The 24,787-nt window shown below is 67.8% G+C and carries 17 protein-coding genes; 5 read left to right on the forward strand and 12 right to left on the reverse strand.

The window, feature by feature from the left end; all coding sequences use genetic code 11:
• Positions 1-871 precede the first annotated feature (871 nt).
• The 10 genes from IRZ30_RS04995 to IRZ30_RS05040 all read right to left on the reverse strand — a co-directional run bounded on the left by IRZ30_RS04995 (position 872) and on the right by IRZ30_RS05040 (position 16,518).
• Positions 872-1,771, reverse strand: a complete 900-nt coding sequence (locus tag IRZ30_RS04995; protein ID WP_294083579.1) for an ABC transporter permease — start codon at positions 1,769-1,771, stop codon at positions 872-874.
• Between the two features lie 40 nt (positions 1,772-1,811).
• On the reverse strand, positions 1,812-2,777 hold the full coding sequence (locus IRZ30_RS05000; RefSeq protein WP_294083580.1) for an ABC transporter permease: 966 nt from the start codon (positions 2,775-2,777) through the stop codon (positions 1,812-1,814).
• Between the two features lie 50 nt (positions 2,778-2,827).
• Entirely contained in the window at positions 2,828-4,618 is a 1,791-nt protein-coding gene (locus IRZ30_RS05005; RefSeq protein WP_294083582.1) for a peptide ABC transporter substrate-binding protein, read from the reverse strand.
• Positions 4,619-5,116: 498 nt separating this feature from the next.
• Positions 5,117-6,712, reverse strand: a complete 1,596-nt coding sequence (locus tag IRZ30_RS05010) for a SagB/ThcOx family dehydrogenase (RefSeq protein ID WP_294083584.1) — start codon at positions 6,710-6,712, stop codon at positions 5,117-5,119.
• Positions 6,713-7,045: 333 nt separating this feature from the next.
• Entirely contained in the window at positions 7,046-7,804 is a 759-nt protein-coding gene (pgl, locus tag IRZ30_RS05015; RefSeq protein WP_294083585.1) for a 6-phosphogluconolactonase, read from the reverse strand.
• Positions 7,801-8,991 (reverse strand): glucose-6-phosphate dehydrogenase assembly protein OpcA, encoded by a 1,191-nt coding sequence (locus IRZ30_RS05020; RefSeq protein WP_294083587.1) that lies wholly within the window; start codon positions 8,989-8,991, stop codon positions 7,801-7,803. The genes pgl and IRZ30_RS05020 overlap by 4 nt, the downstream gene beginning before the upstream one ends.
• A 239-nt stretch (positions 8,992-9,230) precedes the next feature.
• Positions 9,231-10,775, reverse strand: coding sequence for a glucose-6-phosphate dehydrogenase (gene zwf / locus IRZ30_RS05025; RefSeq protein WP_294083589.1), 1,545 nt, complete (start codon positions 10,773-10,775; stop codon positions 9,231-9,233).
• A 158-nt stretch (positions 10,776-10,933) separates the two neighbouring features.
• On the reverse strand, positions 10,934-11,842 hold the full coding sequence (gnd, locus tag IRZ30_RS05030) for a phosphogluconate dehydrogenase (NAD(+)-dependent, decarboxylating) (RefSeq protein WP_294083591.1): 909 nt from the start codon (positions 11,840-11,842) through the stop codon (positions 10,934-10,936).
• 243 nt (positions 11,843-12,085) lie between these two features.
• Positions 12,086-14,914 carry a bifunctional transaldolase/phosoglucose isomerase gene (locus IRZ30_RS05035; RefSeq protein WP_294083593.1) on the reverse strand — a complete coding sequence of 943 codons (2,829 nt, stop codon included), beginning with the start codon at positions 14,912-14,914 and terminating at the stop codon, positions 12,086-12,088.
• A gap of 383 nt (positions 14,915-15,297) precedes the next feature.
• Positions 15,298-16,518 carry a D-arabinono-1,4-lactone oxidase gene (locus IRZ30_RS05040; protein WP_294083595.1) on the reverse strand — a complete coding sequence of 407 codons (1,221 nt, stop codon included), beginning with the start codon at positions 16,516-16,518 and terminating at the stop codon, positions 15,298-15,300.
• A 344-nt stretch (positions 16,519-16,862) separates the two neighbouring features.
• On the opposite strand from IRZ30_RS05040, the gene IRZ30_RS05045 reads away from it, so the two are divergent.
• From IRZ30_RS05045 to IRZ30_RS05055, 3 genes are all read left to right on the forward strand, one after another.
• Positions 16,863-18,530 carry an ABC transporter substrate-binding protein gene (locus tag IRZ30_RS05045; protein WP_294083597.1) on the forward strand — a complete coding sequence of 556 codons (1,668 nt, stop codon included), beginning with the start codon at positions 16,863-16,865 and terminating at the stop codon, positions 18,528-18,530.
• A 68-nt stretch (positions 18,531-18,598) separates the two neighbouring features.
• Entirely contained in the window at positions 18,599-19,612 is a 1,014-nt protein-coding gene (locus IRZ30_RS05050; protein ID WP_294083599.1) for an ABC transporter permease, read from the forward strand.
• Between the two features lie 99 nt (positions 19,613-19,711).
• Positions 19,712-20,587 (forward strand): ABC transporter permease, encoded by an 876-nt coding sequence (locus tag IRZ30_RS05055; RefSeq protein ID WP_294083601.1) that lies wholly within the window; start codon positions 19,712-19,714, stop codon positions 20,585-20,587.
• Between the two features lie 140 nt (positions 20,588-20,727).
• Here the strand turns inward: IRZ30_RS05055 and IRZ30_RS05060 are convergent, their stop codons facing one another.
• Together IRZ30_RS05060 and IRZ30_RS05065 are read right to left on the reverse strand one after the other, a co-directional pair.
• On the reverse strand, positions 20,728-21,024 hold the full coding sequence (locus tag IRZ30_RS05060) for a hypothetical protein (RefSeq protein ID WP_294083603.1): 297 nt from the start codon (positions 21,022-21,024) through the stop codon (positions 20,728-20,730).
• A 558-nt stretch (positions 21,025-21,582) separates the two neighbouring features.
• Positions 21,583-22,218: a hypothetical protein gene (locus tag IRZ30_RS05065; protein ID WP_294083605.1), complete on the reverse strand. Its 636-nt coding sequence runs from the start codon at positions 22,216-22,218 to the stop codon at positions 21,583-21,585.
• 262 nt (positions 22,219-22,480) lie between these two features.
• On the opposite strand from IRZ30_RS05065, the gene IRZ30_RS05070 reads away from it, so the two are divergent.
• Both IRZ30_RS05070 and mnmA read left to right on the forward strand, forming a co-directional pair.
• Positions 22,481-23,551 (forward strand): hypothetical protein, encoded by a 1,071-nt coding sequence (locus IRZ30_RS05070; RefSeq protein ID WP_294083607.1) that lies wholly within the window; start codon positions 22,481-22,483, stop codon positions 23,549-23,551.
• 133 nt (positions 23,552-23,684) lie between these two features.
• Positions 23,685-24,746: a tRNA 2-thiouridine(34) synthase MnmA gene (mnmA, locus tag IRZ30_RS05075; protein ID WP_294083609.1), complete on the forward strand. Its 1,062-nt coding sequence runs from the start codon at positions 23,685-23,687 to the stop codon at positions 24,744-24,746.
• The last annotated feature ends 41 nt before the right edge of the window (positions 24,747-24,787 follow it).

Below are 24,787 nucleotides of genomic sequence, written 5' to 3' on the forward strand. Positions count from 1 at the left end.
GGTCACGGCCCCGAGCGGCTTAACATTGAGGACTGACGACTTGCCGGGATACACCGGAGCCGTCTGCATGTCGGCATTACAGCCCCTTCAGTGGGCTTCCCCTCTTCAGCCCGGCGGCTTATGGACATTGACGAATGATATGGGTGTCCGCCGGTCGGCGCGTGCCCAGGATGAGTGGAGTAGGGATCCCCACGCAGTGGCGCGTGCCCGGGGCTGAAGCCGCCGGGCTGACAACGAAAGCCGGCTGAAGCCGGCTGAGGACGGTGACCCGACCGGGTGGTACGAGGATCCGCACGCGTGGTGCGTGCACGGGGCTCAAGCCGCCGGGCTGAATATGGGTAAGCCCACTGAAGGGGCCGCGATGGCTACCGACAGGCATGTCCGATCCGGCAGTCTGCCGGGGCCAGCGTCCCTAGCCCCTTCAGTGGGCTTCGCTTCCTAGCCCGGCGGCTTGAGCCCCGGGCACGGGCCAAAAGGTGAGACCCCCTGCCGGAGTGTGAGTCCTGGCCCCAGCCGGCTTCAGCCGGCTTTTCTTGTCAGCCCGGGGCTTGAGCCCCGGGCACGTGCCACGGCGCGTGATCCTTCACGCCCCCGACCCCCGGGCACGCGCCGACCGGCGGGATCCGACGCTGGGCTGTACTCACTGATACCCCACCCCGCTGGAGCGAGCTTTCCTCATCGGCCCCGTGGGGTTCTGAACGTTGACGAATTCATCGCGGCTCACCGCCGCCCACTCCCGCGCTGCTGTCGTCCTGGGTAGAGCTGGGGGGCGCGGCCAGCCGCCCCCGGCGGCTCCGTCCGAGTCGAAGGATCTCTCTTAGGTGCCACCTCGCGGGGGTGCGATCCTTGGCTTGCCCCCTCTCCGCGACGCCTACGGCTTGGCCCGCGGGTCGAGGGCGTCGCGCAGCCCATCACCGATGAAGTTGATGCAGAGCACGGTGATCAGAATCATCAGTCCCGGGAAGACCGAGATCCAGGGGGCGTTCCACATCTGGCTCTGCGCGTTGTAGAGCATGTTGCCCCACGAGGGCGTCGGCGGCTGGACCCCGAGACCGAGGTACGAGACTGCCGTCTCCGTCAGCATCGCCGTGCCGACACCCAGGGTGGCGCCGACAACGATCGGCGCGACGGTGTTCGGCAGAATGTGGCGAAAGATCAGGCTCGCGTTCGACGCGCCGATGCAGCGCGCCGCCTCGATGAACTCCTTCTCCCGCAGCGAGAGGAAGTTCGCGCGGATGATCCGCGCCAGGGGCATCCAGGAGAGCAGCCCGAGGACGATGATGATCGTCCGCACGCTGGGTCCCAGGAAGACGGCCAGCGCGATGAGCAGGAAAACGGACGGGATCGAGAGCATGAGGTCGGTGAAGCGCATCAGGAGCGTGTCGGTCCAGCCGCGGTAGAACCCGGCAAGTGCGCCGATCATGGTGCCGATGCCGACCGAGATCGCCACGGCCACCAGGCCGATCGTTAGTGAGATGCGTCCCGCATAGATGATACGGGCGAAGATGTCGCGCCCAACCTCGTCGGTGCCCATGATGTGAGCACGCGACGGGGGTTGATTCATGATCCGCGGGTTCGGCCGGTACGCACGGTCGCGATCGATGAAGATGGGGCCGAGCATCGTCAGGACCAGCAAGACACCGATGATTCCCAATGCAGCCATCGCGAGACGGTGACGCTTGAAGCGCTGCCAGACGAGTTGCCGCCAGGTCCGGTGCTGCGTGGTCGCGAACACATCCTCCGCGCGGCGCAGCACCGCTCGATCGGCCATGGTTCGCTCGCCGGATGGCGTGGACACCGGTACCGCCCCTTCATGCAAAGCGAATGCGCGGGTCGAGCACGGCGTACAAGATGTCCGCCAAGAGGTTGCAGAGAACCACCAGGGACGAAACGATCACGAGAATCCCCATCAAAACCGGATAGTCGACCTTGACCGCGTGCTCCCAGAAGAGACGCCCCATCCCAGGCCAGGCGAAGACCTGCTCCGTGATCAGCGCGCCGGCGAAGAGCCAGGGGATGTCCATCATCGCCAAGGTCACGACCGGGATCATGGCGTTCTTGATGGCGTGGCGGTAGATGACCTTCCGCTCGGAAAGGCCCTTCGCACGTGCGGTGCGCACGTAGTCCTGGGAGATCACTTCCAGGAGGCTGGCTCGCAGGTGGCGGATATAGGTCGCGGCGGAAACAAGCCCGAGAACGCTGGCCGGGAGGATCAGGTGCTGGGCGACCTGCCCAAAGGTCTTCCCAACACTGACATCGTACATTCCACCGGCCGGGAGGTTCGGCAACCCCCACTGCTTGAACTTCACCGAGAAGAGCATGATGGCCAGGAGACCGAGCCAGAAGGTCGGCAACGCGAAGGCCACGAAGGCCAGCCCCGTGATCAGGTGGTCGCCCCACGAGTACTGCTTGACGGCCGAGTAGATGCCGAACGGGATCGCCACCAGCAGCGTGATGCAGAAGGCCGCGCCCATGAGGATGAGCGAGTTCGGCAGCCGCTCCCCGATCATCTTTGAGACGGGCTCGAAGGTCGAGAACGAGTAGCCGAAGTCGCCCTGAATGACTCGGCTGACCCACACGAAGTACTGCATGTACAGGGGCTTATCAAAGCCGTACTTGGCCGCGATCGCGGCCTTGGCCTCCGGCGACATCCGCGGGTTGTTGTTGTAGACCGCCATCGGGTCGCCCGACACGTGGATGAGGGCGAAGGCAACAATGGTGATCCCGATCAGGAGCGGGATCGATTGCAGGAGACGTCGGACGATGTAGCGGACCACAACTCACTCCCACCGACAGGGCATGCCCAAGTCCTTGGGATCCCGGCGCGTTAGCTCGACAGGAACCAATCACCGGTGTTCCAGAACGAGCCGCCGAATGGTGTAGGCTGGATCCCCTGGAGGCGACTCGACGCGGCGATGATGTCCAGGCGGTAGTAGAGCCAGATGGCATTCACATCGTCGTGGAGGACCTGCTGCACCTGCCGGATGATCTCCGCACGCTTCTCGGGATCGATGGTCCGGGCCTGTTCGGCGAGGAGCCGATCCACTTCCGGGTTCGAGTACCCCCAGGAGCTGTAGCCGCTCGGGTTGGTCTGGCAATCCACTACCTGATCGGTGGACCAGAACAGGCTGATGTCCGGGTCAATGCCGGGGATCGTCTCCGCCCAACCCGCCAGATCCCACTTGCCTTGGGCCGCAATGCCGTTCGAGTCGCAACCGGCCCAGAGCTCGGCCGGGCGGTAGTTCTGGATCGTCATTTCGATGCCGACATCCTTGAGATACTGCTGGACGACCACCTGCATCTGCTCGCGGAGCGCATTGCCCGCGGTCGTGATGTGGAGCAGCGACAGGCGCCGTCCGTCCTTCTCGCGGATGCCATCACTGCCGGGCACCCACCCTGCTTCATCGAGCAGCGCTTTGGCCTGCTCGGGGTCGTAGGGAAGTGGGGTCAACGAGTCGTTGAAGTAGGGCGTCGTGCCCAACTCATTGACGGCGACCTCCGTGCGGCCGTACAGCAGCGTATCAACAATCTCCTGGCGATCGATCGCCATGACGATCGCCTTCCGTACGCGCACGTCGCTGAGGACCGGGTGTGGCTCGTGCAGGTTTTCCGGGTTCCGGAAGTTGAAGAAATACCGCTCGACGGTGGTCCCCGGGGTGGTGTACAGCGTGAGCCCTTCGATGTCCTGCAGCTCTGGGATCTGCGCTTCCGTTAGATCGTACGCGAGATCGATATCGCCGTTCTTGACCTGCGCCACCACCGTGTTTCGGTCGGGCATGATCTTGAAGACGATTCTGTCGAGCTTCGCCGGCCCGCGATGGTAGTGCTCATTGCGCTCGACCGTGATGTGGCTGCCCGCCTGCCATTCGACGAACTTGAACGGCCCGGTCCCGATCGGCGCGCGGCCGAACTCGGTGCGGATATCTCGCCCGTCGCCGAGGATATGCTTCGGGAATAGACCGCCGAACCAACTCGCCATCGTGACATTGACGAACGGTGCATAGGGCTCCGCGAGGGTGATCACCGCTGTCAACTCGTCTGGCGTCTCGATCGAGGCGATCTTGTCCCACCCAAGGAGTTGCGTGGCCGCCGTATTGGGGTCAACGACCTTCTCATGGGTGAAGACATAGTCCTCGATGGTGAGGGGCTCGCCGTCGGACCAGCGGAGGTTGGGCTTCAGCTTGATCGTGATGACGGTCCCATCAGCGGAGATCCCGCCGTTCTCAACCGTCGGCACCTCCTCGAGCAACCCGGGCTCGAGCGTGTTGTTTGGCCCAACGCGGAGGAGCGGCTCGTGGAGCGTGAGCAGAACAGCGCGCTCGGCGAACGACGCCCCACCCGTAGCCCATGTCAGGCTCTCCGGCTCCTGCCACAGACCGACCGAGATGGTCCCGCCCTGGCCCGCGCTCGGCTCAGGTGCCGCATCGCTGGTGGCGGTGGGAGCGGTCGCGGTCGATTGCCCAAGCTCCTCAATAGGCTCGGTTCCACCGCAGGCAGCGAGAAAGGCAGCGTACGGTAGGCTGATCCCCAGCGCGCCAGCCAGCTTCAGGACATCCCGGCGGCTGCGCTTACCAGCCAGATGCGCCCAGGGGCGACGTCCGGTCTTCCCCACAGCCACGCTCCCTTCCTCCACCGTCCCGGCGTCATCGCCGCCCTCTACGTCCGACGCAGGCACATTCAATGCATTGGACGGTCTGTTAGGCTGACTGCAAGGTCTCTCCAATCAGCAGCATGCCCGCGCTAACGATGGGTTGTAGGTCGCGTTACCCTGTCATGACCATCCTGACAAAGGAACGGGCGAGGATGACCATGCACATCAGGTCAGCGCGCGGGATCAGACATTTGTCTTAAGACAGTCTCAGAATAGGCACGATATTTGGCCTTGTCAAGAAATCACGCACAGTCCTCAGCGCAGTCCCGAGTGTTCCGCAGACGGGGACGCATTGACGGGAATCTCGCCCGGCTTGTCCATAACGATCAGATCTGGGTCCACCCGATGGGCGCGGGAACCACGCGACGGCGAGCAGGGAGTCAGCACTCCTCCCCGTGACGCCGCAGCCCGGAGTGCCACCACCCGAGTGGCTCAAGTGACGACTTGGTGATGCTGCGCCCCGGCTCAGCGGGTGCGGGGGCGGCGCTTGCCGAAGACGGTGACGAACATGTAGCTCTTCCCGGCGGCGTGGGGAGAGAAGAACTCCACGACCTCGTCGTCGAACGAGGTCGAACCGACCGCGCCGAGGCCGAGGGTGTGCGTGCCGAGGTGCAGCTTGCCGGCATACAGGGAGCACTCGAGCTGCGCCAGCCGGTAGCCCCGGTTGCCGTAGCGCTCGAGCACCGGGTCGAGGTCGGTCAGGTAATAGCTGTTGACGTGGGCCGCGCCCGCGTACCCCTGGTTCACGGCCAACCGGGTGGCGGCGGCGCGGAAGTCGCCCTCGCGGAGGAGCTCGACGGCGTTGCGGTCGCGGTGGTGGAGATAGACCCCGGGAGCCAGGCCCTCCACGCCGTTGATGATCAGATAGCTATCGTGGAGGGACGGCGCGCCCGGCGCCAGGCAGTCAGCCGCGAAGCCGCGCGACGAGCGGTCGAGCAGAGTCGAGAAGGCCGTGAAGGAGATCTCGACCTCCGTGTCGTAGTGGCGGGTCGAGCGGCGGCGGAAGATGATCTCCTCGATCGGCGCGTCCGGGAGATCCTCCGGCGCCAGCGGCTCCAGCGGGATGAGCCGGCCCTGCGGCTCCGGTGGCGTGCGCCGCAGCGGGTCGGCTCGCCAGGCGGTCGCCTCCTCTCCGGATGCCAGCGTCGACGCAGCGTGCATCGCCGGAATGGCGGGGAACACGACCTCGCGCGGGGAGATCGGACGCGTCGGGTAGTCGATCGGCGTCACCTCGGGCGCGGCGGGCGCGGGAGCGGTATCCCTCCCGATGGCGCAGAGGGCGACGGTCGCCTCGCGCTCGCCATCGACGCCGAGCAGAGCATTGACCGGTGCGTCGGCGTACCCGAGCACGAGCCGTGTCGGCAGGTTCACCGCGGCGGCGGTGGCCAGGACATGCGAGAGCGACGTCCCGGCATCCCAGTAGGTGTGGCGGTAGGCCCGGGCCTTGTAGCGCCAGGCGTTGCGCCAGAAGGTGCTGGTCATGGCGAGCACGACCGGCGCCTGGGCGATCGCCGGCTCGCCACCGGTCGCCTCGACCAGGGTCTGGCGGAAGTCGCCCGCGCGCAGGCAGCGCAGGCTGTGATCGTGCGCGGCGTAGTGGTACACCCCCGCCGGCAAGTCGGGCAGGTCGCCGCAGACGAAGTAGATCTCCAGGTGGTAACGAGCACCGGTGCCGCCCGCAGTGCGGTACTGGATGACCCGGCCGCTCCGCGACCGCGTCTGGCGGTTGAGCAGCCCGTTGGAGAGGAGCGCGATGCGGGCAAGCGTGGCGCGGTCGGGCACCGCCGGCCCCTGCGGCTCGGCGCCGGTGCGGGCGATGGCCTCCAGGGCCGGGATGGCCGAGGGCGTGACATCCCGCGGGATTTCGATTGGGTCGAGCGTCTCGTAGATCTTGAAGGGGAAGGGCTCGAGCGACCAGTCCTCCTCCCAGATCGGCGGCTCCAGCGCGGGCGGGGTGCCCATCAGGATCTGCTCCGCCCCCGTGGCGTCGGGCACAGCCAGATACTTGGTGGCGTTGTGGAAGGTGACTGCCGCACGCGTGTCCCAGTTCCCGCTCGTCATGCCGTGTCGCTCCTCTCCACTCCCCCACCGCGCCAGGCCCGGGGATATTGCATCCCGCTCCGCCACTATGGTCCACGATGGAACCATAACACGCGTTTCCGGTCCGCCGGGCAAGGGTGGGGGAGGCAGGGCCTGATGCCATGGTGGCTACGCGCGGGGCGGATACGGTGAGGTAGTGGACGGTCGCAAGTCGCCATCCGCGCGTGGTAGCGGGTGGTGCGAGGATCCACGGGTGGCCGGAGGGTTCCGCGCCGGGGCGCGTGCCCGGCGCTCACCCCTGGGCACCTGCCGGACTGGAGACACCGTGTGATCGGGAGTGGAGCCCGTATGCCCCTACCCCGCCGATCGGCGCCCGGTGAGCTGGCTGGCGGCGGCTTCGTCGAGCAGCCAGACGACGGTGCCGGAGGCGGTGCGGATGTACTGTGCCGGGGTCTGCTCCGGTGCGTAGGGGGCTTCGAGCGCGCGCTGCACCGCCGGTGCCTTATCCGCTCCGGCCGCGAGCACCATGATGTTGTCCGCCTCGGTCAGCACCGGCACGGTCAGGGTGATGCGCACGGTGTCGAGTTGCGGCACGACGTTCTCCACCACGGGGACGCCCCGGACCGTCAGTGCCCGCGTCCCGGGGAAGAGGGACGCCGTGTGGCCGTCGGCCCCGATGCCGAGCAGGATCAGCCCGAAGTCGGGCATCTCGCCGACTCCCAGGTCGAAGACGCGCGTGAGTGTCGCGGCGTAGTGCGCGGCGGCATCGGAGGGCTCGCGCTCGGCTTCGATCCGGTGGATCTGGTCGTGGGGGATCGGCACGTGGTCCAACAGCGCCTCGCGCGCCATCCGGTAGTTGCTCTGCTCGTGGTCCGGCGGCACGCATCGCTCGTCGCCCCAGAAGACGTGCACGCGCGACCAGTCGATCGCGTCCGCCTGGGGCGGCTCCGCCAGCAGGCGGTAGAGCGCCCGCGGTGTCGAGCCGCCGGAGAGCGCGACGGTGAACCGCCCGCGCTCGGCGATCTGCTCGCGCGCGATCGCCACAAAGCGGCGCGCTGCTGCCTCGGCCAACGCCTCCGCGTCCGGCACGACAACGACCGTTTGTTCTCTCATGCTTCCTCCCGCTTCCGCAGCGCACCGACGAAGGCCCGCGCGACGTCGAGCGCGTCCTCGTACAGGGTATCGTGTCCGGGTCGCCGCAGATCATGCACCAGCAGCTCCCCGGCGTCCGAGGTCATGCAGCGGGTGGCGTACTCAAGCCGGGGCACGCCGTCGACCAGCGTGCTGACCCGGATCGTGCCGAGGTCTTCGTCGACCCGAGCGGCGCGGAATTCGCTGCTGCGGCGGCCGTCGTCCGCAGTGAGCGTGGCGGCCAGCAGCATCCCGTTGTAGCGGCGCGGCACCGGTGCACGCTCCAGCACGATCGTCAGGTCGCGCCCGTCGGGGCGGCGCGCCGTGAAGATCATGGCGTCCTTCCCCCAGCGCTCGGCGCCGCGTACCTGCCAGCCCAACCGGCTCGCGATCCAGGAAGCGAAGAGCAACGCCTGCGCGGCGTTGTCCGCCGCGCCGCGGGCGTGACCGTAGCGGAGCGTCATCCGGGACACGGCATCGAGCGCCCATTGGTGGTCGGGCGCGTCGAAGAACTGGGCCATCACCTCACGCCAGGTCATCATGCGTGCCCAGTTCAGGTCACTGATGGCGCACCCCTGCTCCAGGTGCCGGCACAGGTCATGGACCCGGGTCAGGTTCACCATGCAGTGGGTGAAATCGAGCGAGTCGATGATGAGTCGATCGACCGCGCGGGCCACCCGGACCATCCCAGGGTCGCGCAGCGGCGGCAACCCCGGCCACCAGAGGAACGTCTTCAGGTCCGGCAACACGAGCGCGGGGATCACGCTGGCGATGATGTGCGACGCGCGGGGCGGGACCGGGACGATGATCTGCTCGAAGCAGGGCGCGATGTGCGCGTCGGGGATGGCGGAGCACTGAGTCGTGACCTGCGCCTCGATCGCGCGGCTCGGGTCAGCAGCGGCCGGGGCGATCACGAAAATGACGACGCGCGACGGGTGGTGCACCGAGAGCTGGCCCATCATGCGCGTGAGCCGGGCGGCGGCCACCCGGTCGGGGGCGACGAGCACCAGGTTGAGAACGCTCGTCCGGGTCGGCACGACGTCCATCTGCGTCAGCGCGACCAGGTCCGGCGCCTTCCACTGGTTCGACAGCTCCCGCTCGATCGCCTCGACATCGACGGCGGGTCCAGAGACCCCGATGACCTCCCGGCTGATATCGACCTCGCCCATGTACCCTCCCCCTATGCGCGCGATGTGCTCACTGCGCCGGTGAAGCGCGATTGGTCTCCCTCGCCGGGTCCACGGAAGCGGAACCGGCAGACGCGGAGCGGCGGGGCGGCCGCTCCGTCCGAGTTGCAGCCTCTCTGGAGGGGCCATCCTGGCACGCGAGCCTTCGTCCGGACGGAACCGGTCAGGACGGTGACGACCTGGAATGAGCCACCACCTGACGGACCGCACCTACCGGTGTCCTAGGGACGGCGCCACTCGCGGCCGTCACGGGCCAGGAACTCGTCGGCCTCGGGTGGCCCCCACGTTCCTGCCTCGTAGTTCGGGAACGACGGCGGCGGCGCCTCGGCCCACCCCTCCAGGATCGCCGTGATCGGCCGCCAGGCTGCCTCGGTTTCGTCCCGGCGCGTGAAGAGCGTCGAGTCCCCGAGCATGCAATCGAGCAGCAACCGCTCGTAGGCATCGGGCGACTCAACCAGGAACGAGGTGCCGTACAGGAACCCCATGTTGACCGAGCGCAGACGGATCTGCGGACCCGGCACCTTGGCGGCGATCTTCAGCGAGATGCCCTCGTCCGGCTGAATTCGGATGGCTAGCACGTTTGGTTCCAGCGATTCGGCAGCCGCGCCGCGGAAGAGCGGATGGGGCACGCGCTTGAACTGGATCGCGATCTCCGTGACCCGGCGCGGCATCCGCTTACCGGTGCGGAGGTAGAAGGGAACCCCGGCCCAGCGCCAGTTATCAATGAAGAGCTTGAGGGCCACGAAGGTTTCGGTCATCGAGTTGGGATCGACGTGCGGCTCCTCGCGGTAGCCCGGCACGAACTGGCCGCCGACCCAGCCGGCGCTGTACTGCCCGCGCACGGTGATCTCGTTCACACGCGCCGGATCCACCTGCCGGATGGCACGGAGGGCCTTGACCTTCTCGTCCCGCACGGCATCGGCCTCGAAGGCGATCGGCGGCTCCATGGCGATGACGCTGAGGAGCTGCAGCATGTGGTTCTGCACCATGTCGCGCAGCGCGCCGGACTGGTCGTAGTAGGCGCCCCGGCCTTCGATCCCGATGCTCTCGGCCACCGTGATCTGCACGTTGTCGATGTAGTTTCGGTTCCAGATCGGCTCGAAGATCCCGTTGGCGAAGCGGAAGGCGAGGATGTTCTGGACCGTCTCCTTGCCCAGGTAGTGGTCGATCCGGTAGATCTGCTCCTCGTCGAAGATACGGAGCAAGCGGTCATTGAGCGCCCGCGCGCTCTGGAGATCCCGCCCGAACGGCTTCTCGACGATGAGCCGCGTCCAGCTCCCCGGCTCGGCCGGCTGGTTCAATCCGGCGCGACCGAGGTTGTCAACGATCGTCTCGTACTGGTCGGGGGGCGTCGCCAGGTAGTAGATGCGGTTGCCCTGCGTGCCGCGCTCGCGGTCGAGGCGGCGCAGTTCCTGGCCGAGGCGCTCGTAGTCGCCCAGATCTTCAAACGTTCCCTGGACGTAGGAGATCCCCTGCTCGAACACCTCCCACATATCGGGATCGACCGGCCGGCGGCGTGAGAACTGGTTGACACCCTCGCGCATCTGGTCGCGGAACGTGCCGTGTTCCAGATCGCGCCGGGCGTAGCCGACCACGCTGAAGCCGGGCGGCAGGAGTCCTTCCAACGCCAGGTTATAGAGCGCCGGCATCAACTTGCGGCGGGTCAGGTCACCCGATGCACCGAAGATCACCATGGCGCAGGGAGCGGGGGTCCGCTCCAGCGGTAGACCCTCCCGCAGCGGGTTCGTCACTGTGGCGCTCTGCATCGATGCCTCTTCCCTGCGAAGTGCGTGTTGCGTGTTGCGTGTTGCGTTCGCCCTCACCCCCTGACCCCCTCTCCCAACTTTGGGAGAGGGGGAATGAGACGATGAATCGCTCCCCTCTCCCAAGGTTGGGAGAGGGGCCGGGGGTGAGGGCCAATCCGTCACTCCCCGCCGCCGCTCTGCTTCACTGCATGGCCGCCGAACTGGCGACGCAGCGCGGCGACGACCTTGGCGGCGAACGAGTCCGGCTGCCGCGAGCGGAAGCGGGTCATGAGCGACAGCGTCAGCACCGGTGCCGGCACGTCCTGGTCGATCGCCTGGAATACGGTCCACCGCCCCTCGCCGGAGTCCTCGACGTAGCCGCGGATCGACTCCAGGTGCGGGTCTTCCTTGAAGGCCCGCTCCGCCAACTCTAAGAGCCAGGACCGTACCACGCTTCCCCGGTTCCAAAGGGCGGCCAGTCCTGCCAGGTCGTACTCGTAGGGTGACGACTCCAGGATCTCGAATCCCTCGGCGTAGGCCTGGAGCATGCCGTACTCGATCCCGTTGTGGATCATCTTGGCAAAGTGCCCCGCGCCGCTCGGACCCAGCAGCCGGTACCCATCCGGGGGCGCCAGGCTCTTGAAGGCCGGCTCGACAATGCGGAAGGCCGCCTCCTCACCCCCGATCATCAGGCAGTAGCCCACTTCGAGGCCCCAGATACCGCCGCTGGTGCCGACATCGAGGTAGTGGATACCCCGCTCTGAGACCGCGGCCGCGCGCCGCACGGAGTCCTTCCAGTTCGAGTTACCCCCGTCGATCAACACATCGCCCGGCGACAGCAGCGGGAGCAGCTTGTTGATCATGTCATCGACCGGGTCGCCCGCCGGGATCATCATCCAGATCACCCGCGGCGGCGCCAGCCGGTCCACCACCGACGCCGGGGTATACGCCCCGACGGCGCCCTCCTGCTCCATCTCCTTGATCGGCTCCGGGCTCCGGTTGTGGACCACCACCCGGTGGCCGTCGCGCATCAGCCGCCGCGCCATGTTCGAGCCCATGCGGCCCAGCCCGATGATCGCGAGATCCATGCACTCACTCCTTCGCCGGTACGGTCCTCCCGCTCCAAAGCGGTCAGGGAGGGCATCACGCCCTCCCGTGCGGTGGCTGGCGTCCTCGCCAACATTCCAAACAGGTCCAACGGCCGGGCACGCTGCTGATCCTGTCCGCCCGGCGGGAACTGGGGGCCGCGCGACGCCCGCGTTCCCGTTCTCCTGCCGTCAACAGCTCGATACGCAGCACCCTGCCCGTCGTGCTCGCTCCATCAACACCGATCAGCGCAGCGCGGCCGGCGCCAGCATCTGGAGAACCCGCTTCAACCCATCGACCGGGTCGCCATGCAACTCCAGCCGCAGCAGCGGCCGACCACGCCGCCGGAGCGCCTCGAAGTCACCCAGCGCCTGCGCCCGGAAGAGCGTCCCGAACGTGTACCCTTCCTCGGGAATCGGCAGGTCGTGCTGCGGCACGGCGACGATCTGGATGAACGCTCCGTTCGCCGGTCCGCCCTTGTAGAGCTGGCCGGTCGAGTGCAGGAAGCGCGGGCCATAGCCGAGCGTGGTGGCCACCCCCAGCCGGTCGCGCAGCAGGTCGCGGATCTCCCGCAGCGGCGTTTCCACCTCCGGCGTCGGGTCGAGGAAGACCATGATCGCCACGTAGTCGCCCACGCGCACCTGCTCGACGAAACGGGTGATCGCCTCGCCGACCGTTGCCGCCGGCGTTCCGACGACCGACACCCCGTCCCCCGATGCCTCGGGAGGCGGCTCGGGCAAGCCGCCGCGCTTGCGGAACTCCTCCAGCAGGCGCTTCGTGTTGTCCTTGCTCTCCTGCACGTTCGGCTCGTCGAAGGGGTTGATCCCCAGCACGGCCCCGGCCACGGCGGTCGCGAACTCCCAGCGCAGGAACTCGGCGCCGAGATCCCACTGGTCCCCCATCCGCAGGCGGATCACCGGCTGGCCGGCCGTCTCCAAAGCCTCCAGCACCGCGTCGGTCTGCGGGTGCGGCTGCGGCACCAGGTCGAGCCCGACGAAGACCCGGTCCGCCCCGTAATCCCCGGCGCTGGCCAGCGGCTCGTGGGCGACGGGGACGATCCCGGTGCCTTCCTTCCCGGTGCTCTCGGCGATCAACTGCTCCAGCCAATCGGCAAGGCGCTCCAGGGCCGGCTCGAAGACGAAGGTCAGCTTGTCGTGGCCCGCCAGCGCCAGCCCACCGAGCGCCGCGCCGAGCCAGAGGCCGGGGTTGTCCGCGCCCGGCTGCTTCAGCCGCTCCGCCATCGGCGCGGCTCGCTCCAGCAGCGCACGCACATCGAGCCCGATCACCGCCGCCGGCACCAACCCGAAGTACGAGAGCGCCGAGTAGCGCCCACCGATCTCGGGCGGGTTGAGGAACGTGTGACGGAAGCCCTGCTCCGCCGCGATCGCAGCCAGCGGCGTGCCGGGGTCGGTGATGGCGATGAAATGCCGGCCCGCCTCCGCCGCGCCGAGTCGATCCACCATCAGCCTGTGGAAATAGCGGTAGAGCGACAGCGTCTCCACGGTCGTGCCCGACTTCGAGCTGACGATGAAGAGCGTGCGCTCGAGATCCAGCCCCTGGGTGATCCGGATGATCGCATCCGGGTCGGTCGTGTCGACCACCATCAGCTCGGGGAAGCCGATCTGGTTTCCGAACGTGTGCTGGAACACCTCCGGCGCGAGGCTGCTGCCGCCCATGCCGAGCAGCAGCGCCCGCTCGAACTGGGCGCCGCGGATGTCCTCCTGTAGCGCGGTAAAGGTCGCGATGTCGCCCAGCATCGCCGCGGGCACATCGAGCCAGCCCAGCCGGTTGGCGATCGTCGCCTGCACCGCCGGGTCATCGCTCCACAGGCTCGGGTCATGCTGCCAGATTCGCTCGACGAAGCGGTCGCGCGTCAGCCGGTCGAGGGCGGAGCGGACCGCCTCATCAAAAGGGCCGAGGTTGGCCGACCTCCCCCCGGTCGGGCCGGTCAGCAGCGCGCGCTTCTCGGCGATCCCCTTGAGCAGGTTGTCGTACGACTTGTTGAAGGCCGCCACGCCCTGCTCCTGGAGCAGCGTCGTGACCTCGTCGTAGTCGATGCCCGCCTCGGCCAGCCGCTCCAGCGTCTGCCGGGCCTCTGCCACCCCCTGCTCGACCGTCTCCGCCACCACGCCGTGGTCGCGGAACGCCTCGACCGAGACCGGGGCCATGGTCTGGACCGTGTACGGGCCGATCAACGGCTCGATGTAGGCCACGTCGCTGTAAGCCGGGTTCTTGGTGCTGGTGCTGGCCCAGAGCGGCCGCTGCACCCGCGCACCCTGCTGCTGGAGCGCCCGGAAGCGCTCGCCGTCGAGGAACGCCTTCCGGAACTCCTGGTAGGCGAGCTTGGCGTTGGCCACCGCCACCTTCCCGAGGAGCGACTGGAACAACTCCCGCCGCGCCGGGTCGCGCTCCTCCTCCAGCTTCTGCTCCAGACGGCGGTCCACTTCGGTGTCCACCCGACTGACGAAGAAGCTGGCGACCGAGTTGACATGGGCCAGCGGCTGCCCGGCCGCGGCCCGGCGCTCCAGCCCGCGCAGGTAGGCCTCGATCACGTGCCGGTAGTTCTCGAGCGAGAAGAGGAGCGTGATGTTGACGTTGACCCCGTCGGCGATGAGCTGCTCGATAGCGGGGATCCCCTCCTCCGTTCCCGGCACCTTGATCATCACATTGGGCCGGTCGATGGTGGTGAAGAGGCGCTTGGCCTCGGCCACCGAGCGCTCGGTGTCCGTGGCGAGATACGGCGGCAACTCCAGCGAGACGAACCCGTCGCCGCCCCCGGCCGCATCGTAGACCGGACGCAGCAGATCGGCCGCCATGCGGATATCCTCGATGGCCAGGGCCTCGAAGATCTCCTCATCGCTCTTGCCCTCGGCCGCCAGGCGCTCGATGTCCTGGTCGTACTCGTCCGTGCTCGCGAGCGCCTTCTCGAAGATGGTGGGGTTCGAGGTGATGCCGCGCAGGCCGTCCTGCTCGATCAGCCGGGCCAGTTCACCGGAGGTGATGAGGGCCCGGCTGAGATTGTCAAGCCAGAAGCTCTGTCCGAAATCGGCGAGGCGCTGCAGTGGATTGGCCACGTGGGGTCCCTCCCGTCGTCAATAGTCTCCGGTGGTGGGAACGCCACCGGCCCGGTGCGGACCGGACGGTCGCGGAGGGGCCATTACCCGGCCGGGCAGAGACGCTGCCAACGCTCACCGGAGCAGCCCGCCAGCATCCCGCATCCCGCCGGCCCATGCTCCACCGTACAGTATACGCCTAGCAGAAACACTGCCAGGTGCGGCACGGTCCCCCACGGTTGCGCCCCCGGTTCCCGGCGATGAGGGCAGCTCTCAGGGGGCCGATGAGTCGCTCCTGGAGGCAGGCACTGCCACCGGCGCCTGTGGTGGTCGCGCCGGTAGCTGAGCTCGTGCCGATTGTTGCTCTTGCCGCCAGATGACGTCCTGGCCGCCCGCTCCGGTGCTCAGTCGATGAGCAGCTCGCGCAGGTAGGGACTGAGGAAGCGGCCGTTCGGGTCGAGTCGCTCGCGGACGGCCTGGAACCGATCCCATTCCGGGTACAGGTCTCTGAGCTCGCGCGCCGTAAGCCAGTGGATCTTGCCCCAGTGGGGTCGACCCTGGAAGGCACGGAAGATCGCCTCGACGTCGCGGAAGAAGTTCTCGTACGGCAGCGATGCCCCCTGGTGCACGGAGATCGTCACGGTCGCCCGCCCATAGGCCGGGCTGAGCGGAATGTCGTCCGCGGCCACGCTCCGGTACTCAATCGGCCAGGTGACATCGGGGTAGCGCTCCTGCATGAGGCGCCGAATCTCGCTGAAGCAGTCCGGGCCGAGCGATGCCGGGACGGCGAACTCGATCTCGTTGAACCGGTCCGACCGGTCCGACGGGAAGATCCGGTAACTCCAATCGACGCGCTCCGGGCCGACGTAGCGGTCCACATGCCCCGGTGGCGCGTAGGGTCGCTCTTGCGGCGGGGTGGTTTCGTCATCGGTGGGGTCCAGAGCCTTCATCGCACAGGTATCCGTGTTGGGACACCAGAAGAACTCGAAGTGCCGCGTCGCCTGCATCAGCGTGGGTAGCTGTTCCAGGCACTCGTCCACGGAGGCGGCCCAGGTCCGCTCACGGAGACGATAGGCCGGGACCAGGCGAAGTGTGAACTGGGTGATGACGCCGAGCGCGCCCAGCGAGATGCGTGCGGCGTGGAACACGTCCGGCTCTGTGGTCGCGGAACAGTCGAGGATGTCGCCGGAGGCAAGCACGAGGCGCACGCCGGCGACCTGGGTCGCCAGGTTACCCAGACGCACGCCGGTGCCGTGCGTGCCGGTGCTGATGGCCCCGGCGATCGACTGCCGGTCGATGTCGCCCTGGTTCTCCAACGCAAGGCCGGCCCGCCACAACGGCTCACCGAGCTGGTGGAGCTTGGTCCCGGCCCAGACCACGGCCTGCTGGCGATCCGGGTCGATGTCGATCACGCCTTGAAGGTTGTCGAGCGAGAGCACCACCCCGTCAGTTGCACAGAGCGGCACGAAGGAGTGGCCGCTGCCAGCGACCCGGACGACTGCGTCGCTCTCCTCCGCGGCGCGCACGAGATCGACAACCAGAGCCTCGGATTCGGGCACCTCGACCCGTTGCGGGGTGCACGAGACCCCGCCGGACCAGTTGGACCAGGACACCGTCCGCGACACGATCGATACCCTCCCCCCGACATGCACCCACTCGCGCGTGCTCGAGGCCCGCTGGGGTGATGCCCGGATGCTGATTAACAGGGTTGACAGCTCTCGGGAGGCATACTACTGTCTATGGCGCCAATCGGCAACAGAACAAGCGGTGCGTGAGAAGAAAGCAGCTCAGAGCGCCGCGGCCCTTAGCAGTGCGTGAAGGCTCGCCGGCCACCCCGGCCGTGATCCGTCGGTTCACACCGGCACCGGCCGGCCGTTCGGCGACGATTCGCTCGCAGGGCATACGTTTCGTGGGGGCAGGGATCGGCTCATCCCCTGGCGAGGGTCGCTGGGGAGTGGAGGAGGTGGGCATGCTCGGCACATCCCGTCGCTGGCCATACCTGGTGTTAGTCTTCCTGCTCTTGATCTTCCCGGTGGCCTGTGGATCAGGCAGTTCCACCCCGCAGGAAGGCGGAGACGCGACAAAGGCGCCGACGGATGCGCCGAGCAATGGCGAGCAGTCGGGCAAGCGTCTCGTCATCGCACGCCACACCGATATCAACTCGCTCGACCCGCACCGAGCGTTCTGCGACACCTGCCAGATCGTCATCACGGCGACCTATCAGCGCTTGGTGGGCCTGGATCTCTCGGATAACCGGACACTGATCCCCCAGCTTGCGACCGAGTGGTCCTCGAACGAGGACCTCACGCAGTACACGTTCAAGCTGGACGAGCGCGCGACCTTCGCCGACGGCTCTCCGGTGGAGGCAAAGGACGTCAAGTGGTCGCTCGAACGGTTGCACAACCTGAAGGGGTCGCCCTCCTTCTTCGTGGACGGGCTGGAGAGCATTGAGACCCCTGACGACCGAACCGTCGTGATCAACCTCGCCAAGCCGGATTCCGCCTTCCTCGCCAAGATGGCGTCGCCCTACGCCGCTATCGTCAACAGCGACCTGGCCATGGAAAACGGCGCGACGGCGGACCCCGACGCAGATACCACGGATACCGCCGAAGCCTGGTTCATGTCGAACTCGGCCGGGAGCGGGCCCTACGTTCTGGTCAGCTATCGGGAGCGCGACGAGATCGTGCTGACCGCGAACGAGAACTTCTGGGGTGATCCCCCGGCGATCAAGGACGTCACTATCCGCGAGGTGATGGACGCCGTTGCGCAGCGGCAGTTGCTGGAGGGCGGTGACGTCAGCATTGCCATGCAGATCAGCCCGGATGTCGCCGCGGACATGCAGTCTGGAGGCGATATCATCATCGAGAACGTCCCCTCCTTCAACTTCCTCTACCTGGTGCTGTCTCCGGGCGCGCGGGGCCTGGGTGATGAGTTGAATCCGAAAGTCCGGCAGGCCATCCGCTACGCGATCGACTACGAGGGCTTGATCGAGGTGACGTTGGGTGGAGCCGGGCGGAAGCAAGCTACAGCGATCCCCAACGGATTCCTCGGCACGGAAAACCTACCGCTGCCGGAGCGGGATCTGGACCGGGCGCGGCAACTCATGGCAGAGGGCGGCTACCCGGACGGGTTCACCATCGATGCCCGCTACCCGAACATGAACGTCTACGGGGTCGACTTCAACATCATGATGCAGAAGATCCAGACCGACCTGAAGGAGATCGGCATCGAGCTGAACCTCCAGCCGATTGAGTTCGCGGTCTGGCTTGAGGAGCGGGTCGACCCGGGCATTCCCGTCTCCGCCGGCTACTACGCGCCAGACCATACCGATCCGTCGCAGTACATCGAGTACTTCGGGATGATCCCGGGCGGTGCGTGGGCTGGTCGCGTCGGCGGTCCCGACGCGGGAGATGTGGTCAACGACAAGGTTGTCGAGCTCTACGCGCAGGCCCTCGCGGCGAGTGATGAGGCAACCCGGGCCGACCTCTACGGACAGATCGGCCGCGAGATGATCGAAGAAGCCTACATCATCGCCCTGATGAACCCTGATCTGGTGCTGGCCTACCGTTCGGATGTCCAGGGGATGCACTACAGCGGGTGCTGCAACCTGGAGATCGCCAAGCTGAGTTGGAAGTAGCCGAGAGCGCCAGGCCACGCGGCTGTCCGTGGCCTGGCGCTGCCTTGGCTGGCGGAGAGTGAGGCCGAGTGACGCGATTTGTCATGCGCCGGCTGCTCCTCATGCCGGTGCTCCTGCTTGGCATCGTCACCCTGACGTTCGTCGTCTCGCGTACCGTGCCGGCGGACCCGCTTGCCTCGATCGTGGGAGAACGGCAACTGCACAACGAGCAGGTGGTGGCAGCGGCGAAAGCACGCTGGGGGCTGGATAAGAGCCTGCCCGAGCAGTACGTGATCTATGTGACGAACCTGCTGCACGGAGATCTCGGAACATCCTTCCGTACCAAGTCGCCGGTGGCAGAGGATCTCCTGCGCCGGCTGCCAGCGACGCTGGAGTTGACGCTGGCAGCCATGCTGTTCGCCGTGTCGGTGGGCGTCGTGCTTGGGATGATCGCGGCCCTGAAGCGCGATACCTGGGTCGATCACGTCGCGCGGCTCATCGCGCTGATCGGGTCATCGGTCCCGGTGTTTTGGGCGGGACTGATCGCCCTCTTCATCTTCTACGGCAAACTCGGGATCCTTCCCGGTCCCGGTCGCCTGGACCCGCAGCGAAACCCGCCCCCGCACCTGACCGGGCTCTACACGTTCGACGCCCTCGTCGCCCTCGACTTCCCGTTGTTCTGGGATGCGCTGAAGCATCTCGTGCTGCCGTCCGTCGTCCTGGGCTGGCTCGTGCTCGGGATCATCTCGCGCCTGGTCCGGGCGAGCCTCATCGAGGTGCTCAGCCAGGACTATGTGCGGACCGCGCGGGCCAAAGGCCTAACGGAAACCCGCGTCATCGTAACGCACGCACTGCGCGGTGCACTGATCCCGGTTCTGACCATCATCGGGCTCTCGTTCGCATCCCTGATCGCGGGTGCGGTCCTCACCGAGTCGATCTTCGCCTGGCCGGGAATCGGATCGTACGCCGTGGAGGCGGCGCGGACGCTCGACTTCCCGGCAATCATGGGCGTGTCGCTCTTCGTCGGTGCGGCGTACATCGTCACGAATCTCGTGACCGACGTGGCCTATGCGCTGGTCGACCCACGTGTTCGCCTCTCGTGATCACGCGGCTCGGCTGCTACGGCCTCATCCGGCGGGCCATGGAACGGAACGCATCAGAGTCCCGCGTCCGTGGCGGAACGAACCACCAGGGTGTGATGTATGACGGTCGACACGACGCTCGCTGAGGAACATTCGCGGCACTGGTTCCCCGCGCTGCGTCTTCGTTCGCGGCGTGTGCCGGTCCCGGTGCTGGTGGGCACAGCAGTACTCGCGTTGTGGGTTGTGGTCGCGCTCACCGTTCAGTGGTGGGCACCCTTTGGGCCACTTGAACCAACGAGCACCCGGCTGAGCGGCCCCAGCCTCACGCACCCCTTCGGGACCGACGCACTCGGCCGCGACGTCTTCACCCGGACGCTCTACGGGGCAAAGATATCGCTGCGGATTGCTGTGATCGTGATCGCAGCGTCGGCCGGGCTGGGCTGCCTCATCGGCGCCGTCGCCGGGTTCTTCCGGGGATGGGTCGATGAGGTTCTCATGCGCATTTCGGACATCACCCTGGCATTTCCCCCGATCGTGCTGGCAATGGCGATCACGGCGGCACTCGGCCCGGGGATCGGCAACGCCATGATCGCCATGATCATCGTCTGGTGGCCGGTCTACGCGCGGCTCCTCCGAGGCCAGATCCTCGTGGTGCGCGAACAGGATCACGTGCTGGCCGCGGTCGCGATGGGAGCGTCCCCCAGGCGGTTGATGGCGCGCCACATCTTGCCACTCTCGATGTCGTCAGTCCTGGTCAATGCGACGATGGACTTTGGGCAGGTCGTGCTGCTGGCCGCGTCGTTGAGCTTCATCGGTCTGGGGGCGGTGCCACCGGAGCCAGAATGGGGCGCGATGATCCGCGACGGTGCGGCACGTTTCTACCATTGGTGGGTCGCCGCGGGACCGGGGCTCGCGATCCTGTCCGTCGCGCTGGCATCGAACTTCCTCGGCGACGGCATTCGGGACTTCCTCGACCCCTCCTCACGTCGTCGCTAGCACACGCACCCTCTGCCGGGCGGCACCTAGGACCGCCTGCGGTGAGCGCCGCCAGAGGCAGCCACTCGTGTGATCAGGATGACGCCGGCTGCGGTGGCCAGCTTGACAATCACGCGCCTACGCGGGCCGGAGCACGCCGGTCACGCGGCACTTACGTCGTCAGCGTAGTACCCGCGCCGGTAGAGCCAGCGATGGAAACGGAGCCAGGCTACGGCCTTGGGTGGGAGGGATGGATCCGGTTCCGGCTCGGGCTGCGCGCGCCGGGCGGAGACGTGTGCCAGGTAGGCAGCCCACGCCTCGCGGTAGGCTCCGAGGATCAGCGGATCGCGCAATGCACGGAAGTGGAGCGCTCGCGCGCTGTCGTATAGCCGCTGCCCCTCGGGGCAACGGATACCCTGCTCCGGGCTGCAGGAGCAGGCTCGCGGACTATCCGACATCGTCGTCATTCCTCCATCGCGAGGTGCACCTCGCGCCTCCTCAGTGAGCCGGCCGGTCCCCCCATCGTCCCCCATGGCGGTCATGGCTCGACCCGGCCGCCTCGGAAGTTGGCCTCAACCTGAACATTATTTCACAACTGCTTTTCCATAGCTAGACTCGGTGTGAGGATTCCCGCGCCGTGGCCGTGATCCGGGGTGGGTGGCGTGAGGATCCCCGCGCCGCGGCCCGTGCCCGGGGCTCAAGCCGCCGGGCACGCACCAGGGTGCGGGATCCTTCGCACCACCCGTCTCGCGTCCCAACGTCGGTGCGGAACCCACCCCGGCACGCGGCTGAAGCCGGCTTTCGTTGTCAGCCCGGCGGCTTGAGCCCCGGGCACGTGCCACGATGTGATCCTTCTCGCCACCCACTCCCGGGCACGGGCCGACCGCGTGCATCTCTGTAATTCGTCAAACCCCATAAGCCCCGGGCCCGAGCCACGCGCCTTGATCCGATGCATCCGCCTCACACCAGCAGCGGGCTGGGGGCCGATTGGCGCGGCGCACCCACCACGCCCGCCGCTACTCCTGGCAGGCGGTTTCCAGCAACGAGGGGATGTCGGCGTCGTTGGGGACCTGGTCGATGCTGGCGGACCGGATGCCCATCGGGCGGAAGGGCGGTTCGCCCTGGATCGCCGGGTTGGCGAGGTGGAGCTGGTAGCAGCCGACGAAGGTCTGCGTCGAGCCGTCGGTCTGCTTGGCGACGAGCGCCACCGGCACGGCGTTGTAGAGCTGACCGGCCCCGGCGTCGGAGGTCACGGTCCCGATCGTCAGGTCCACCGAAGCGGTCTGTGCGTATCCCTCCTGGAACTGCTCGAACGGCGGGAGCTGCGACTCGGCAGCTTCCGGCTCCCAGTACGAGTAGGCCCGGACGTACTCCTGGCGGTTGATGGCGTTGTAGTACGACTCCACCACGGCCTCGGCCGTGCTGCGGTCATCGCGGTACGTGTCGCCCGCTCCCGGGTTGGGCTCGGCGACTTCCTCCGTGGTCGGTGCCGCGTCGGCGGTGGTGGCGGCTGGAGGCGACGGATCGGCCTGGGCGGAGGGCGCGGCTGCGGTGCTGTTGCACGCGGCCAGAAGGAGGGTGACGCTCGCGAGGAGAAGAACGCCGGCGACGCGCCGGTACGCCCGGCGTGTCTTGGTGGGGAGATTGAACATGGGGATCCCTTCCATAGTGTGCGGCGTCCGCCCGGTGGGGCAGGCGCACCGATAGAGGTACTCCACTAAGGCAAACGTCGCCGGCAGGCTCTGTGTTTCACCTGCGCGCGAGCCCGGGCTCGTTTCGGAGGGGCGCGCACCGGAAGGGAGCGATGTGGACTATCCTTATGGATAGGAGTCAGGAGGAGAGACGAGGCAGGTTGGGCCGGATCAGGTCGCGGCGCTCGCGTCGCCGCCACAGCGCGGATGGAAGGAACCAACGATGCAGCGACGAACGTTCCGAGTCGGGGATGACCCGGCAACCCTCCCCGGTGCAGTGCTCTGCCGCGACCTTACGCTGGCGTCGGTCCGACCATCGGTGACGATCCGTCGCGGGACGCCGCTGGTGGAGGCGATCGAGCGCCTGCCGGCGGGGGTCGACGAGGTGACCTTCGAGGTCGTCGTCCCGGGGCCGGGCGATGTGGCCCAGCCCGACGCATCGCTGGCGCTGGCCAGGGGCCTGGTCGGGCCGGGGATCGACCTGGAAGGGCCACACCAGGGGCAGGTGAACCTTCACGCGGCAGGCTTTGGGCTGCTGCGGGTTGATGCCCGTGCGGTCGAGCGGGTGAACCGGACCGGCGCCGCGCTGGTGGCGACCGCGCTGGACGGCCGCGTCGTGACCGCCGGGGAGACGGTCGGCATCGTGAAGGCACCGGCCCTGTACATGCCCGAGCGGGCGATCCAGCGGGCGCTGGCGCGCGCTCGGCGCGGGCCGCTCGCCCGCGTGGCGCCGTTTGTCGCCGAGCGGGTCGCGATGCTGGCCGGAACCCGGATCCGCCCGGCGAACCTGCGCGTCGCCGAGCGCCAGATGGCGGCCACGCTGGAGCGCTTCGGCGCCCGGCTGATCGAGGTGCGCCACCTGGATGCGGATGAGCCGGCAGGCATCACCACGGCCTACCGGGAGCTGCTCGCGGCCGGGGCGGAGGTGGTCCTGGTCGCCGGGTCGATCGTGCTCGACCCCGCCGACCCCTTCATCACCGCGCTGCGGGGCACCGGGGGGCGCCTGGTGCGGCGCGGCGCGCCGGTCGACCCCGGCACGATGTTCTGGGTCGCCTACGCGGGCGACGTGCCGTTCCTTGGCCTGGCCTCCTGCGAGCTGTACGGCCGCACGTCGGTGCTGGACCTGCTGCTCCCCTACGCGCTGGCAAAGGAACCGATCGACCGGCGCCTGATGGCCGAGATCGGCTACGGCGGCCTGCTGGTCACGACCCAGGTCGCCCGCCGGCCGGACGACTGGGACCGCGAGCCCGAGCGAGAGGCCCCTGCGGACGCCCCGGCTACGGCGCACTCGTAGCGGGCGGGGCGCCCCGAACGCGGCCCCCACCCCTGGGGTGCGACCTCCCTACGTGGTACGCTCAAGGTGGCGGCGTCGCGGCCCGCCGCCCCGTGTTCCATCGCCGCCTACGCACTGGAGGTCCGCACCTTTCATGGCTCGCATTCTCGTTGCACTTTCCGGGGGCGTCGATAGCGCCGTCGCCGCGCTGACGCTCCAGTCCCTCGGCTGGGAGCCGATCGGGATCCACCTGCGCCTGTTCGATTCCGATCCCGAGTCGCTCGCCGAGGGGGTCTGCTGTGGCGATCAGGCCGCGTTCGACGCGCGCCTCGTCGCCAACTGGCTCGGCATCCCCTTCTACGTTCGTGACCTGCGGGATGAATTCAACCGCGAGGTGGCGGGCATGACGGTCGAGTCCTATGCCCGCGCCGAGACACCCAACCCATGCATTGCCTGCAACCACCGGGTGCGCATCCCGGCCCTGCTGCGCCTGGCCGACAGCCTGGGTATCCCCGCCGTGGCCACGGGCCACTATGTGCGCAAGGTGCGCGTCGGCGACCGCTGGTACCTGGCGGAGGCGCGCGATGCGCGTCGTGACCAGTCGTACGCCCTCTACCGGCTCACCTCGGAGGATCTGGAGCGGCTGGAGTTCCCGCTGGGGGAGCTCGACAAGGAAACCGTGCGGGAGCGAGCACGCGCCGCCGGGCTGCCGGTGGCGGACAAGGCCGCCTCGGTCGACCTCTGCTTCGCGAAGACGGCCGGCGGGGTGGGAAACCTGGTCGCGGCCGCACGACCGGAGACCGGGAAGCCCGGCCCGTTGCTGGACGAGCACGGCCGGGTGGTCGGGCGGCATCCGGGTATCGCCTACGTCACAATCGGCCAGCGCAGCGGGCTCCAGTGGGACAAGACGGTCCCGGAGCGCCGCTACGTCGCCTCGATCGACCCGGCTACCCGCACGGTCGCGGTCGCACCTCGCGCGCGGCTGCTGACGCGCAGCGTGACTCTGCGCGATCCGATCTGGCACGGCGAGCCGCCGACGCGGGCACAGGCTCGGATCCGCTACCAGGGGCCACGTTTTGAGGTCGTCTGCGACGGCGAGCGGGTTGAGTTCCTTGAGCCCGGGCCACCACTGGCGCCCGGGCAGGCGGTCGTGCTCTACGACGGGCCGCGCGTCCTCGGCGGCGGCACCGCCGCGAACGTGGTGCGTGGTGCCTGATGCGTCAACCGTCCCCCTCACCCCCGGCCCCTCTCCCACCA

Source organism: Sphaerobacter sp. (assembly GCF_019683595.1).
Taxonomy (GTDB): domain Bacteria; phylum Chloroflexota; class Chloroflexia; order Thermomicrobiales; family Thermomicrobiaceae; genus Sphaerobacter.